This window comes from Variovorax sp. VNK109, from assembly GCF_049445855.1.
GTDB lineage: Bacteria > Pseudomonadota > Gammaproteobacteria > Burkholderiales > Burkholderiaceae_C > JAGOCV01.
The window spans coordinates 381,330-394,402 of sequence record NZ_JBMSDV010000004.1 but is presented as its reverse complement, the minus strand read 5'-3'; the positions used below and the strand labels follow the sequence as shown (position 1 = coordinate 394,402).

Genomic DNA, 13,073 nt, shown 5'->3' with positions numbered 1-13,073 from the left:
ATAATGACTGCAAAGCACGTTCCTTGTCAACCCGGATAGCCCGAACCGATACGCCGCACGCCTGCCGCGCCTCTTAAGATCACGCCCTCACCAGACCCGCCATGCCACGCAAAGCCCAGACCGAATCCGTCGCTGATCTCCACGCCGCCCCCGGCGGCACCGCAGCCGTGGACCGCGCGCTCACACTCCTTGCCGCCTTCCAGACGGGCGACCGGGCGCTCACGCTCGGCCAGCTGGCCGAGCGCACAGGCCTCTACAAGAGCACGGCGCTGCGCCTGCTCGCCTCGCTGGAGCATTCGCGGCTGATCCAGAAGCTCGAGGACGGCCGCTACTCCCTGGGCGCCGAGATCGCACGGCTGCACGGCGTCTACGCCGCGTCGTTTTCGCTGGAGCAGGTGGTCATGCCGGTGCTCCGTGCGCTGGTGGCATCCACCGGCGAGAGCGCGGCCTACCACGTGCCGCAAGGCGATTCGCGCCTGTGCCTCTACCGGGTGGACTCGCCCCATCCCATCCGCGACCACATCCGGGCGGGCGACCTGCTCCCGGCCGGCCGGGGGAGCGGCGGGCGTGTGCTCACCGCGTTTTCCAGCGCAGCGGCCACCGTCGCCGATGCGAACGAGCGGCTGCTGCATGACCGCATCCGCCAGCAGGGGTACTACGCCGCCAGCGGCGACCGTCTGGCCGACGTGGCCGGTGTGTCGGCGCCCGTGTTCCGTGCCGACGGCGAGCTCGCCGCCGCCGTCACCCTGACGATGCCGGCCAACCGATACACCGATGCCCACATCCCGGCGGTGATCCAGGCGGCCCGCGAGCTGTCCGGCCGGGTCGGCTGAGCACCCAGCCCCGGGAAAACCCTCGAAGCCATTGCGATGCTGCCATGGCGTCTTCTAGAATTATAGAATGACGTTCTGTTAGATAGAACATCAACCATAACTCAGGAGACCCTCATGACTGCATCCTCGCGTTCCGCGCCGTTTCCGCTCTCCCGTCGCCAAGTGCTCGGCGCGGGCATTGCCTCCGGCCTTGCCTCCATCGCCCCCGGCGCATTCGCGCAGGAATGGCCGACGCGCCCGGTGCGCATGATCGTGCCGTTCTCCGCCGGTGGCGCTGCGGACACCTCGGCCCGCACGGTCGGCCAGCGCATCTCGGAAGCGCTGGGCCAGCCGCTGACCATCGAGAACCGTACCGGCGGCAATGCAGTGGTCGCCGCGACCGCCGTGCTCGGCGCCCCGCGCGACGGCTACACGTTCATCTGGGACGCAGCCAACCAGCTCACCAACCCCGTGCTGCTCAAGGACCTGTCGTTCGACTACCGCACCTCATTCATCCCGGTCTCGATGGCCGTGCGCGCGCCACAGGCGCTGGTGGTGCGCCACGACTTCCCCGCAAAGACCTTCGACGAATTCGTGGCCGCCGCCAAGGCCCGGCCAGGCACGATTTCCATCGGCACGCCGCCCTCGGGCGCGATGGGCCACCTGGCCGTGGCGCTGCTGCAGCAGCGCGCCGGCATCCAGCTGCTGCACACGCCGTACCGCGGCGGTGCCGACGCGGCGCGCGATGTGATGGGCGGGCAGATCGACGCTGCGCTCATCACCACGTCCACCGCACGCGGCACGCTGGCTTCCGGCAAGACCCGCATGCTGGCCGTGACGAGCGCATCACGCGTCCAGGCCTACGCAGACATTCCCACCATGGCCGAACGCGGCCTGCCTGGCTACGACATGGACGACTGGTTCGGCGTCTTCGCACCGGCCGGCACGCCCGATGCCGCCATCCGCCGCATGCAGGCCGCCGTGGTGAAGGCCACGCAGGATCCGGGGCTGGTCGCCTCGGTCGGCCCGCTGGGCATGGTCGCCGTGGGCAACACACAGCAGGAGTTCACCCAGTTCCTCAGCGCGCAGCGCGACCTGCTGCAGAAGCTCATCAAGGACGCCAACATCACCATCAGCTGATTGACGGCTGACGCATCACCCCTCATGACCCCGAACCTCCCAGACTCCCAGCGACAGATCATCTACGCGAAGCGCCCGCAGGGCGTGCCCACCGTCGACTGCTTCAGGCTCATCGATGTACCCGTCGCACGGCCCGGCCCCGGCAAGGTGCTGGTGCGCAACGACGTGCTGTCCGTGGACCCGTACATCCGCATGCGCATGGAGGAGAAAGACTCCTATGCGCCAGTGATGGCGATCGGTGACGTGCTGGTCGGCCGCACGGTGGGCCAGGTGCTGGAGAGCCATGCCGACGGGTTTGCCGAAGGCGACTGGGTGGTGGGCCGTCTGGGCTGGCAGGACTACAGCGTGGCCGGTCCGGGCGAGCTGCAGAAGATCGACGTGTCGCTCGCCCCGCAGACGGCGTACCTCGGCGCGCTCGGCTCCACCGGCATCACCGCATGGGTCGGGCTCATGGCCTTCGGCAAGCCGAAGGCCGGTGAGACGGTGCTGGTGTCCGCTGCGTCAGGCGCGGTGGGCAGCGTGGTAGGGCAGATCGCCAAGCTCAAGGGCTGCCGCGCAGTTGGCATTGCCGGTGGCGCTTCCAAATGCGCGCTGGTGAAGGACGCCTACGGCTTCGACGATTGCGTGGACTACAAGTCGCCCGACTTCGCCGACGCGCTCGCGCGCGCCGTGCCGGATGGCGTGGACGTGTACTTCGACAACGTGGGCGGCCCGATCCTCGACGCCGTGCTGCCGCTGCTCAACAACTTCGCGCGCATTCCGCTGTGCGGCCTGGTGTCGCAGTACAACGAGACCGAGCCCTACCGCGTGAAGAACCTGCGCGAGATCTTCAACCGCCGCGTCACCATGCGCGGCTTCGTGCTGTCCGACCACCGCGATCTCTGGCCCGAAGCCACGCGCGAGCTGATTGCTGCGTACGCAGGCGGTCATCTGAAGTACCGCGAGACCATCGCCGAGGGGCTGGAGAATGCGCCGCAGGCCTTCATCGACATGCTGGCTGGCGCCAACGTCGGCAAGCAACTCGTGCGGCTGCGGAGAGCGTGATGCAGACGACGCAACTCCACGCCCGCTCCCACGTGGGCGGCGATTGGTACGCCTCGAAAGGCGTGCGCACCGTGCCCGTGCTCAATCCCGCAACCGGCGAAGCCATCGGCCATGTGGACCTGATCGATGCCGCCGGACTCGACGCCGCGCTGGCCTCGGCCGCGCAGGGCTTCGACCTCTGGAGAAACACCAACGCCTACGACCGCGCAGCCGTCATGCGCCGCGCCATGGGCCTGGTGCGCGAACGCAAGGCCGACATCGCGCGCCTCATGACGCTCGAACAGGGCAAGCCCCTGGCCGAGGCTGTGGGCGAAGTCACCACCTCCGCCGACAACACGGACTGGATGGCCGAAGAAGCGACACGCGCCTACGGCCGCCTTCTGGTGCCGCGCAATGCGGGCGTGTCGCAAGTCGTGCGGCGCGAACCCATCGGCCCGGTGGCCGCGTTCTGCCCGTGGAACTTCCCCGCGCTCACGCCCACGCGCAAGATCGCGGGTGCGCTTGCGGCGGGCTGCTCGATCATCCTCAAGCCCTCGGAAGAAACGCCGCTCACCGCACAGGCCATCGTGCAGTGTTTCATCGATGCGGGACTGCCCAGGCACGTGATCAACCTCGTGTTCGGAGACCCTCGTCAGGTGTCGGAGCATCTCATCACGTCCGACGTGATCCGCAAGGTCACCTTCACCGGATCGACGCCTGTCGGCAAGGTGCTGCTGGGTCTGGCCGCGCAGGGCGTGAAGCGTTCGACCATGGAGCTCGGCGGTCATGCGCCGGTGATCGTGTTCGATGACGTCGACCCTGTGGCTGCCGCGAAACAGGCGGTCGTCTCCAAATTCCGCAACGCGGGCCAGGTGTGCACCAGCCCCACGCGCTTTTTCGTGCAGCAGGGTATCTACGAAGATTTTGCGAAGGCATTCGCCGAAGCGGCTGGCCAACTGGTCGTGGGTGACGGCCTCACCGAGGGCGTGCAGATGGGGCCGCTGGCCAACCCGCGCCGCGTGTCCGCCATGGAATCGCTGTGTGCCGACGCGCTGTCCCGCGGTGCGCGCCTGCTGTGCGGCGGTGAGCGCCGCGACGGCGCGGGCTGGTTCTACCCGCCCACCGTGCTGGCCGACGTGCCCGACGACGCACGCATCATGAACGAGGAGCCGTTCGGCCCGCTCGTGCCCATCGCCCCTTTCACCGACTTGAAGGAAGCCGTACGCCAGGCCAACCGCCTGCCCTTCGGACTCGCCGCCTATGCGATGACGAAGTCGCTGACGCGTGCGAGCGCCATGAGCGAACAGCTCGAAGCCGGCATGGTCTGTATCAACCATTTCACCGTGTCCACGCCCTCGTCGCCGTTCGGCGGCGTGAAGGAAAGCGGCTACGGTTCGGAAGGCGGCGTGGAAGGGCTCGACGCCTACCTCGTTACCAAGTCCGTGACGCAGCGTGCCGCCGGTGCCGACCTGGAGCCGTGAAGCCATGAGCGTGCTGCAGTTCCTCACCACGGTCCATTTCGGCGACGGCAAGCGCGACCAGTTGCCCACGCTGCTCGCGCAGTCGAGAGTCGGCAAGCCGCTGTTCGTCACCGACAAGGGCGTGATCCGCGCGGGTGTTTTCGCGCAGGCCACGGAACATGTGCCGGGCGCCGATGCGATGCCGGTGTTCGACGACACGCCGGTCAACCCGACAGAAGCCGCAGCCGCAGCCGGTGCCGCGCTCTACAAGCAGAGCGGCTGCGACGGCGTGGTGGGCATCGGCGGTGGCGCCGCGCTCGACCTGGCCAAGGCCATCGCCGTGCTCGCCACGCACGAGCCGCCGCTGTGGAACTACTGCAACCGGCACGCCAGGCCTGCTGCCATCGACCGCGCACCACCGCTGATCCTGCTGCCCACCACGGCGGGCACGGGCAGCGAAGTCGGACGCTCGGCGGTCATCGTGTTCGACAACGGCATCAAGGCCGGCGTGCGCTGCCCCGACCTCGTGACCGCGGCGATCTGCGACCCGGAACTCACGCACGGCCTGCCCGCATCGATCACCGCATCGACCGGCATGGACGCACTGGCCCATTGCATCGAGACGTACTGCTCGCCGACCGTGAACCCGCCGGCTGACGCCATCTCGCTCGACGGCATGCAACGCATCTTCAAATACCTCGAACGTGCCGTCACCAACGGAAAGGATTCGCAGGCACGCTGGAACATGATGATGGGCTCGCTGGAGGGCGCAATCAGCTTCCAGAAGGGCATGGGCGCTGTGCACGCGCTGTCGCACCCGCTCGGCGCGAAGGGCTTCCACCACGGCACGCTCAATGCCATCCTGCTGCCGCCGGTGCTGCGCGCCAACCGCGAGGCGCTGGGCGACAAATGGGCCACGATGCTGCGCCAGGCCGGCTGGCCCGAGGACGCCGACTTCGCGCAGGGCATTGCGCACCTCAACGCGGCCATCGGCATCCCGGCGCGGCTGCGCGACATCGGCGTGAAGGAAGAGTGCCTGGCCGAGGTCGCGGCGCAGGCGCTGGATGACAATGCGCACAAGACCAATCCGCGCAAGCTGGGCCAGGGCGACTACCTGGCGATCCTGCGGTCAGCGTATTGATGCCCCATGGTCGGTCATTACGCTTAAAAAAGTCATCAATCATTGACGACTGGCCTGCAGAATCGGCACAGAAGTTCGGAATAAAGTAGGGGCTGGCCGCAGGTGCGAAACCTGCATCGCTTCCCAGTCCTTCACTTTTCGAGCCGAGCCGCACCATGACCGCACGCACGCCGATCCACAGCCTCCAGGTGGCCACCAACCTGTACCGCTTCATCGAGGACGAAGTCCTGCCCGGCACGGGCGTGGACAACGGCGTCTTCTGGAAAGGGTTCGACGCCATCGTGCGCGACCTCGCGCCGAAGAACATCGCGCTGCTGGCCGAACGCGACCGCCTGCAGACCGAGCTGGACGCCTGGCACAAGGCCAACCCCGGCCCGATCGGCAAGGGGCCGAAGCTGAAGAAGTACCGGGCCTTCCTCGAGAAGACCGGCTATCTCGTGAAAGACCCGGGCAAGGTCCGCGCGACCACGAAGAACGTGGACGCCGAACTCGCCACGCAGGCCGGCCCGCAACTGGTGGTGCCGATCCTCAACGCACGCTATGCGCTCAACGCCGCCAACGCGCGCTGGGGCAGCCTGTACGACGCGCTGTACGGCACCGACGCGATCGCCGAAACCGGCGGCGCGGAAAAGGGCAAGGGCTACAACCCGGTGCGTGGCGCGAAGGTCATCGAATACGCGCGCTACGTGCTCGACCGCACCGCACCGCTCAAGAGCGGCTCGCACATCGACTCGACCGGCTACGCCGTGGTCGGCGGCCAGCTCGCGGTCACGCTCAAGGGCGGCAAGACCGTCGCGCTGAAGAACGCGAAACAGTTCATCGGCTACCAGGGCGACGCCACCAAACCTTCGAGCGTGCTGCTGGTGCACAACGGCCTGCATCTGGACATCCGCATCGACAGCGCCACGCCCATCGGCGCAAGCGACGCTGCGGGTGTGAGCGACCTCGTGGTCGAGTCCGCGCTGTCCACCATCCTCGACCTCGAGGATTCCGTGGCCGCCGTGGACGCCGACGACAAGGTGCTCGGTTACCGCAACTGGCTCGGCATCCTCAAGGGCACGCTGACGGAGACCTTCGAGAAGGGCGGCAAGCAACTCACGCGTGGCCTCAACGCGGACCGCGTGTACACCGCGCCGTCGGGCAAGGGCGAGGTCGTGCTGCACGGCCGCTCGCTCATGTTCGTGCGCAACGTGGGCCACCTGATGACCAACCCGGCCGTGCTCTACACGGACGCGAGCGGCACGAAGCGCGAGATTCCCGAAGGCATCATGGATGCGATCGTCACCACGACGATTGCGCTGCACGACCTGAAGCCGCCCAAGGGCAAGACGATCCGCAACAGCCGCAAGGGCTCCGTTTACATCGTCAAGCCCAAGATGCATGGCCCGGCGGAAGTCGGCTTCGCAGCCGAACTGTTCACGCGTGTCGAAAAGCTGCTGGGCCTGCCCGCCAGCACGGTGAAGCTGGGCATCATGGATGAAGAGCGCCGTACCAGCGTGAACCTGAAGGCCTGCATTGCCGCTGCGGCGTCGCGCGTGGCCTTCATCAACACCGGCTTCCTCGACCGCACCGGCGACGAGATGCACACCGCGATGCTGGCCGGTCCGATGATGCGCAAGGGCGACATGAAGTCGAGCGCGTGGATCCAGGCTTACGAGAAGAACAACGTGCTGGTCGGCCTGTCGTGCGGCCTGCGCGGCAAGGCGCAGATCGGCAAGGGCATGTGGGCCATGCCGGACCTGATGGCTGCGATGCTGCAGCAGAAGATCGGCCACCCCCTGGCCGGCGCCAACACCGCCTGGGTGCCGAGCCCGACGGCCGCCACGCTGCACTCGATGCACTACCACCAGGTCGATGTGTTCGCGGTGCAGAAGGAGCTGGAGAAGACCGACGCCGATTCGCAACGCGAAGCGCTGCTCGCCGACCTGCTGCAGATTCCCGTGGTGACCGACGCGAAGTGGACGCCTGCCGAGAAGCAGCAGGAACTGGACAACAACGCGCAGGGCATCCTGGGCTACGTGGTGCGCTGGATCGACCAGGGCGTGGGCTGCTCCAAGGTGCCCGACATCCACAATGTCGGCCTGATGGAAGACCGCGCGACGCTGCGCATCAGCAGCCAGCACATCGCCAACTGGATCGCACAGGGCGTGGTCACGAAGCAGCAGGTCGCGAAGACCTTCGAGCGCATGGCCGCCGTGGTGGACGAGCAGAACGCAGGTGACCCGCTCTACAAGCCGATGGCCGGCAACTTTGCATCGTCGGCCGCATACCAGGCCGCATGCGAACTGGTGTTCGAAGGCATGGCGCAACCGAGCGGCTATACCGAGCCCTTGCTGCACGCCTGGCGCCTGAAGGTGAAGGAAGCCGCCTGAGCCAGGGTCCACACCACCCGCTCCTGTACCTGGTCTTCGACGCCAGCGACGACGGTGGGGACCAGGGCACGTGGGAGGCAATGGCCAGCGTGCGCGCAAGCGATCGCGCCACGCGCCTTCCGGCGATCGAAGCCGAGGCGAAGGCCGTCATCGACTGGGCCGGGCGACATGCGCCGGGACCACGCGGTCCGCTGGCCCCCGATGGCTGAGGCGTCGCGCGCGGCATAAACTTGGCGGCATGAGCGAAGCCCGAACTCCCGCCACGCTCCCCTCGCCCGTGCTGTGCCCGATCTGCGGCGAGCCGAACGAATGCGCGATGGAAATCGAGAAGGCCACCGGCGAGCAGCAACCGCCCTGCTGGTGCACGCGCGTGGACTTCAGCGCGGATCTGCTCGCGCGCGTGCCGGCCGAAACGCGCAATCTGTCCTGCATCTGCAACCGCTGCGCGGCGCAGGGTGCACAGGATGCTCAAGACGCTCAGGCCAAGGGCTGAAGCGCCGGCGCCTGTGCTACGTCCGGCTGTGCCTCGCCGGACGCCTGCTCCGTCACGACTTCCACGGCTGCCGCACCCGTCACCACGCGGTGTATGAACTGCAGCTTGCCCACCGTCGCACGTGGCATGGCGAACGGGTAGAAGTCCGGCTGGCCCATGCTGCGCGAAAGTTCGTTGAACACGGCCGTCAACCGCACCCAGCCGTTGATGAATTCGAGGAACTGCGTCGCATCGGGCGCATCGGGTTGCCACAGGTCGGCGACGCCGAATGGCTCGTGCTCCAGATCGACGTTGTCGGAGTTCACGCCGAAGCTCACGGCCGTGTCCACCGTGTCGGCCATGTGCAGGTAGTGCGCCCAGGTCTCGGCCCAGTCTTCCCACGGATGCGTGCTCGCGTAACTGCTGACGAAGCGCTGCTGCCAGTCGGCGGGTGGCCCCTGTTCGTAATTGAGCCGCAGCGCCCCCGCGTAGTCCTGCCGCTCGTCGCCGAAGAGCGTGCGGAAATCTTCCAGCCACGGACCATCGCGCACCAGCCGGTCCCAGTAGTAGTGGCCGATCTCGTGGCGGAAGTGCCCGAGCAGCGTGCGGTAGGGCTCGCGCATTGCGGCGCGCACCTTCTCACGCACGGCGTCGTCGGCCTCCTCGATGTTGACCGTGATGACGCCATTGGCGTGGCCCGTCATCACACGCGGCCCGCCGGGTGCGGCACCGAGAAGGTCGAACGCGAGACCGCGCGGGTCTTCCGTGAGCGGCACCACCGGCAGGCCCAGCAGGATGAGCTGCGAGACGAGCCGTCGCTTGGACATCTCGACCTTGGTCCAGAGCTGCTGGTTGATCGGCACGCTCTGGTCGGGAATGGTGCGCGTGAGCAGGCAGGCCTGGCACAGCGAGGGCGTGCTTCCGTCCTGCCGCACCGGCACCATCCAGTTGCAACCGGACGCCGTGTGGAAATTCGCGCACCGCTGCAGCGGTGCGCCGTCAGGCTCGTCCCACGGCAACCACGTGCCTTCGGTCGGGCCGGGTTGGAGCGGCAGCAGGCGTGCATGGGGCGGATCGAAGCCGAGCGGTGTCTGGCAAGCCAGGCACTGGCTGTTGCGGAAGAAGACAGGGCGCCCGCATTGGCAGCGGTAGGCGCGGCTGGCCTGCGGCCGGGCGGCGCTGGGCACTTCTGCGGACAACAGCACCTCGGCCGGGATTTCCTGGGGCGAGATCTCCGGCGAGGGAATCTCGAGTGGCGTCGCTGTGGAAGGAACCTGCCCCATGGGCGGGGATTCTCCGGACAACGGCTGCGCCGGCGCAGCTTGCGCGCCTGCGCCCTCCTCCACCGGCGTCTGGTTCTGCTGGTCAAGCGTTTCACTCATGTACACGAGTCTGCCAGAGCCCGGCCGCCCGAGGTGCAGGACAATACCTACGAATGAGTTCCGCGCCGCAGTCTTCCCCTTCGCCCTCCATCGGTTCCCTGCGTGAGCGCTACGGCCCGCGCTACCGCTGGCTGCTGTTGCTCTCGGTGATGGTGGGCACCATGGCGTCGATCATGTCCTCGACCATCGTGAACGTGGCCATTCCGGACATGAGCCATCACTTCCTGCTCGGGCAGGAGCGTGCGCAGTGGGTGAGCTCGGGCTTCATGGTGGCGATGACGGTGTCGATGCTCACCACGCCCTGGCTGCTTTCGCGCTACGGCTACCGCCGCACCTACGTCGGCACCATGCTGCTGCTGATGGCGGGGGGCATCCTCGGCGGCTTCGCCAACAATTTCTCGCTGGTGCTGATCGCCCGTGTGGCCGAAGGCCTGGCCGCCGGCGTGGTGCAGCCGATTCCCGCGATCATCATCCTGCGGGCGTTCGAGCCGCACGAGCAGGGCCGTGCCACCGGCATCTTCAGCATGGGCGTGGTGCTCGCCCCGGCCATCGGGCCCAGCATCGGCGGCGTACTGGTGGACCTGTTCGGCTGGCGCTCGATCTTCTTCATGGTGGTGCCGTTCTGCATCGCGTCGCTGTGGCTCGCGCGCAAGTTCGTCCCGGTGACCGCACCGGGCGGCACCGTGGCGGGCAGTGACGGCATCGGGCTCGACTGGCGGGGCCTGCTGCTGGCCACGGCGGGCACGCTGTGCCTGCTCAACGGCCTGGTGGCCTTGCACGGCGGCACGCTGCAGGAGGCACTGGCACTGCTCGCCGGTGCGGCGTTCGCCATCGCGGGCTTCATCCTCTGGCAGAGGCGCCTGGGCGCCCGCCACGGTGGACCGCTGATGAACCTGGCGCTGTTCAGCCACCGCCAGTTCGCCATGGGCACCATCGTCTCTGCGATCTACGGCACCGCACTGTTCGGCTCCACGTACCTGCTGCCGGTGTACATGCAGTTGGGCTTGCAGATGTCGGCCTCGCTGGTCGGCACGATCCTGATGCCCGCCGGGCTGGTGCTTGCCGTCACCCTGGCGATCGTCGGCCGGCTCGCCGACCGGAAGCCCACCTGGCTGCTGGTGAGCATCGGGCTGGCCATCCTCGCGGCATCGTTCGCGCTGATGCTCACGGTGGGCCTGGGCGCTTCGCTCTGGCTGCTGGTGACCTGGGCCGTGCTGGGCCGCATCGGCCTGGGCTTCATCCTGCCCTCGCTCAATCTCGGTTCCATGCGCGGACTGGACAAATCCCTGATTCCCCAGGGCTCCAGCGTCATCAACTTCATGCGCATGCTGGGTGGCGCGACGGGCGTGAGCCTGTGCGGCATCTTCCTGGAATGGCGGCTGTCGGCACATGGCGATTCGCTGGCGAATGCAACGAGCAGTCCGGCAAGACTGGCTGCATTCAACGAATCGTTCCTGCTGCTTGCGGGCCTGTGCGTCATGGCCATGGTCGCAGCGTGGCAACTGCGTGAACCGGCGAAAGCTGCGCCGGCAGAAGGACACTGACGCCATGTGCCAATTGCTCGGGATGAACTGCAACACGCCGACCGACGTGACCTTCAGCTTCACGGGTTTCGCGCAGCGCGGCGGCAACACCGGCGACCACGCGGACGGCTGGGGCATCGCCTTCTTCGAGGGCGCTGGCCTGCGTCACTTCGTGGATCATCAACGCGCAGTGGATTCTCCGGTGGCCGAGCTGATCCGCCGCTATCCCATCAAGAGCCGCCATGTCATCGCGCACATCCGCAAGGCAACGCAGGGCGCGGTGGCACTGGAGAACTGCCACCCTTTCGTGCGCGAGCTGTGGGGCCGCTACTGGGTGTTCGCGCACAACGGCGACTTGAAGGAATTCTGGCCGCGCCTGCACGCGAACTTCAGGCCGGTCGGCAATACCGACAGCGAGCGTGCGTTCTGCTGGATCATGCAGGAGCTGGCGAAGTCGCATGCGGGCGTGCCGACGGTGGAAGAGCTGACGATCACGCTGCGGGAGCTGTCGGCACAGATCGCGAAGCACGGCACCTTCAACTTCCTGCTGTCGAACGGGCACGCGCTGTGGGCTCATGCGTCGACGAACCTGTTCTACATCGAGCGTCGGCACCCCTTCACGAAGGCGCAGTTGTCGGATGAAGACCTGAGCGTGGACTTCTCCAGCCACACAACGGTGAACGACCGGGTGGCCGTGGTGGTGACGGCACCGCTCACGACGAACGAGGTGTGGACGGCGTTCGCGCCGGGCGAACTCAAGGTCTTCGTGGACGGCGCAGTGGTTTAGGCGGCCAGCGCCGCCTCCAGCGCATCGACGAACATCGCCGGCACGTCGAAGCCCGACTGGTCGGTGATCTCCTGGAAGCAGGTCGGGCTCGTCACGTTGATCTCCGTGAGACAGCTGCCGATCACGTCCAGCCCCACGAGCAGCAGGCCACGCGCCGCCAGTACCGGGCCGATGGCTTCGGCGATCCGGCGGTCGTCATCTGTCAGCGGCTGCGCGACGCCCTTGCCGCCAGCCGCCAGGTTGCCACGCACTTCCGTGCCTTGCGGAATGCGCGCCAGGCTGTAGGGCACGGGCTTGCCGCCGATCACCAGGATGCGCTTGTCGCCCTGCGTGATCTCGGGCACGAAGCGCTGCACCATGATCGTTTCTGCACCGTCCTTGTTCAGCGTCTCGATGATCGAGCCGAGGTTCAGCGCGTCGCCCTTCACGCGGAAGATGCCCATGCCGCCCATGCCGTCGAGCGGCTTGAGGATGATGTCGCCGTGCTCGGCATGGAACTGCCGCACCTGCGCCCCGTCGCGCGTCACGAGGGTCGGGCTCACGAACTGCGGGAACTCCATGATCGCGAGCTTCTCGGGATGGTCACGCAGCGTGCGCGGCTTGTTGAACACCTTCGCGCCCTCGCGCTCGGCCTGCTCCAGCAGGTGGGTCGCGTAGAAGTATTCGCTGTCGAACGGCGGGTCCTTGCGCATGACCACGGCGTCGAAGTCCTTCAGCGCGCGTCGCGGCGTGGCGTCTTCGGTGAACCATCTGTCCTTGTCGCCGGTCAGCGTGACTTCACGCACCGTGGCCGTCACCACACCGCCCGACTTCCACGAGATGTCGCTCGGCTCACAGGCGGCCAGCTTGTGACCGCGCCGCGCGAGCTCGCGCATCATCGAGAAGGTGGTGTCCTTGTAGATCTTGAAGGCCTCGAGGGGGTCGGCCACGAAGAGAACGTTCATTGCTTGTGCTTTTCTGC

The 13,073-nt window shown here is 67.3% G+C and carries 11 protein-coding genes; 9 read left to right on the top strand and 2 right to left on the bottom strand.

The window, feature by feature from the left end; all coding sequences use genetic code 11:
• Window positions 1–101: 101 nt before the first annotated feature.
• The 7 genes from ACO2Q9_RS16195 (at window position 102) to ACO2Q9_RS16165 (ending at window position 8,441) form a co-directional block, all read left to right on the top strand.
• Complete coding sequence (locus ACO2Q9_RS16195; protein WP_423312834.1) at window positions 102–833, top strand: IclR family transcriptional regulator; 732 nt, start codon at window positions 102–104, stop codon at window positions 831–833.
• Window positions 834–947: 114 nt separating this feature from the next.
• The gene (locus ACO2Q9_RS16190) at window positions 948–1,952 is read left to right on the top strand and encodes a Bug family tripartite tricarboxylate transporter substrate binding protein (RefSeq protein ID WP_423312833.1); all 1,005 of its coding nucleotides are present in this window, start codon (window positions 948–950) and stop codon (window positions 1,950–1,952) included.
• Between the two features lie 24 nt (window positions 1,953–1,976).
• Window positions 1,977–2,996, top strand: coding sequence for an NADP-dependent oxidoreductase (locus ACO2Q9_RS16185; RefSeq protein ID WP_423312832.1), 1,020 nt, complete (start codon window positions 1,977–1,979; stop codon window positions 2,994–2,996).
• On the top strand, window positions 2,996–4,456 hold the full coding sequence (locus tag ACO2Q9_RS16180; RefSeq protein WP_423312831.1) for an NAD-dependent succinate-semialdehyde dehydrogenase: 1,461 nt from the start codon (window positions 2,996–2,998) through the stop codon (window positions 4,454–4,456). The genes ACO2Q9_RS16185 and ACO2Q9_RS16180 overlap by 1 nt, the downstream gene beginning before the upstream one ends.
• Window positions 4,457–4,460: 4 nt before the next feature.
• Entirely contained in the window at window positions 4,461–5,576 is a 1,116-nt protein-coding gene (locus tag ACO2Q9_RS16175; RefSeq protein WP_423312830.1) for an iron-containing alcohol dehydrogenase, read from the top strand.
• Between the two features lie 155 nt (window positions 5,577–5,731).
• Window positions 5,732–7,948: a malate synthase G gene (locus ACO2Q9_RS16170; RefSeq protein WP_423312829.1), complete on the top strand. Its 2,217-nt coding sequence runs from the start codon at window positions 5,732–5,734 to the stop codon at window positions 7,946–7,948.
• A 238-nt stretch (window positions 7,949–8,186) separates the two neighbouring features.
• Complete coding sequence (locus ACO2Q9_RS16165) at window positions 8,187–8,441, top strand: cysteine-rich CWC family protein (protein WP_423312828.1); 255 nt, start codon at window positions 8,187–8,189, stop codon at window positions 8,439–8,441.
• Here ACO2Q9_RS16165 and ACO2Q9_RS16160 read toward each other — a convergent pair.
• Window positions 8,426–9,802 (bottom strand): zinc-binding metallopeptidase family protein, encoded by a 1,377-nt coding sequence (locus ACO2Q9_RS16160; protein ID WP_423312827.1) that lies wholly within the window; start codon window positions 9,800–9,802, stop codon window positions 8,426–8,428. The genes ACO2Q9_RS16165 and ACO2Q9_RS16160 overlap by 16 nt on opposite strands.
• A gap of 53 nt (window positions 9,803–9,855) precedes the next feature.
• On the opposite strand from ACO2Q9_RS16160, the gene ACO2Q9_RS16155 reads away from it, so the two are divergent.
• Both ACO2Q9_RS16155 and ACO2Q9_RS16150 read left to right on the top strand, forming a co-directional pair.
• Window positions 9,856–11,346 (top strand): MFS transporter, encoded by a 1,491-nt coding sequence (locus ACO2Q9_RS16155; RefSeq protein WP_423312826.1) that lies wholly within the window; start codon window positions 9,856–9,858, stop codon window positions 11,344–11,346.
• A gap of 4 nt (window positions 11,347–11,350) precedes the next feature.
• Complete coding sequence (locus ACO2Q9_RS16150) at window positions 11,351–12,112, top strand: class II glutamine amidotransferase (protein ID WP_423312825.1); 762 nt, start codon at window positions 11,351–11,353, stop codon at window positions 12,110–12,112.
• Here ACO2Q9_RS16150 and gshB read toward each other — a convergent pair.
• Window positions 12,109–13,056, bottom strand: a complete 948-nt coding sequence (gshB, locus tag ACO2Q9_RS16145) for a glutathione synthase (protein WP_423312824.1) — start codon at window positions 13,054–13,056, stop codon at window positions 12,109–12,111. The two genes, ACO2Q9_RS16150 and gshB, sit on opposite strands and share 4 nt — an antisense overlap.
• Between the last annotated feature and the right edge of the window lie 17 nt (window positions 13,057–13,073).

Coding starts and splice junctions, on each gene's coding strand:
- ACO2Q9_RS16195 (WP_423312834.1), top strand. CDS start 102: ATGCCACGCAAAGCCCAGACCGAATCCGTCGCTGATCTCCACGCCGCC.
- ACO2Q9_RS16190 (WP_423312833.1), top strand. CDS start 948: ATGACTGCATCCTCGCGTTCCGCGCCGTTTCCGCTCTCCCGTCGCCAA.
- ACO2Q9_RS16185 (WP_423312832.1), top strand. CDS start 1,977: ATGACCCCGAACCTCCCAGACTCCCAGCGACAGATCATCTACGCGAAG.
- ACO2Q9_RS16180 (WP_423312831.1), top strand. CDS start 2,996: ATGCAGACGACGCAACTCCACGCCCGCTCCCACGTGGGCGGCGATTGG.
- ACO2Q9_RS16175 (WP_423312830.1), top strand. CDS start 4,461: ATGAGCGTGCTGCAGTTCCTCACCACGGTCCATTTCGGCGACGGCAAG.
- ACO2Q9_RS16170 (WP_423312829.1), top strand. CDS start 5,732: ATGACCGCACGCACGCCGATCCACAGCCTCCAGGTGGCCACCAACCTG.
- ACO2Q9_RS16165 (WP_423312828.1), top strand. CDS start 8,187: ATGAGCGAAGCCCGAACTCCCGCCACGCTCCCCTCGCCCGTGCTGTGC.
- ACO2Q9_RS16160 (WP_423312827.1), bottom strand. CDS start 9,802: ATGAGTGAAACGCTTGACCAGCAGAACCAGACGCCGGTGGAGGAGGGC.
- ACO2Q9_RS16155 (WP_423312826.1), top strand. CDS start 9,856: ATGAGTTCCGCGCCGCAGTCTTCCCCTTCGCCCTCCATCGGTTCCCTG.
- ACO2Q9_RS16150 (WP_423312825.1), top strand. CDS start 11,351: ATGTGCCAATTGCTCGGGATGAACTGCAACACGCCGACCGACGTGACC.
- gshB (WP_423312824.1), bottom strand. CDS start 13,056: ATGAACGTTCTCTTCGTGGCCGACCCCCTCGAGGCCTTCAAGATCTAC.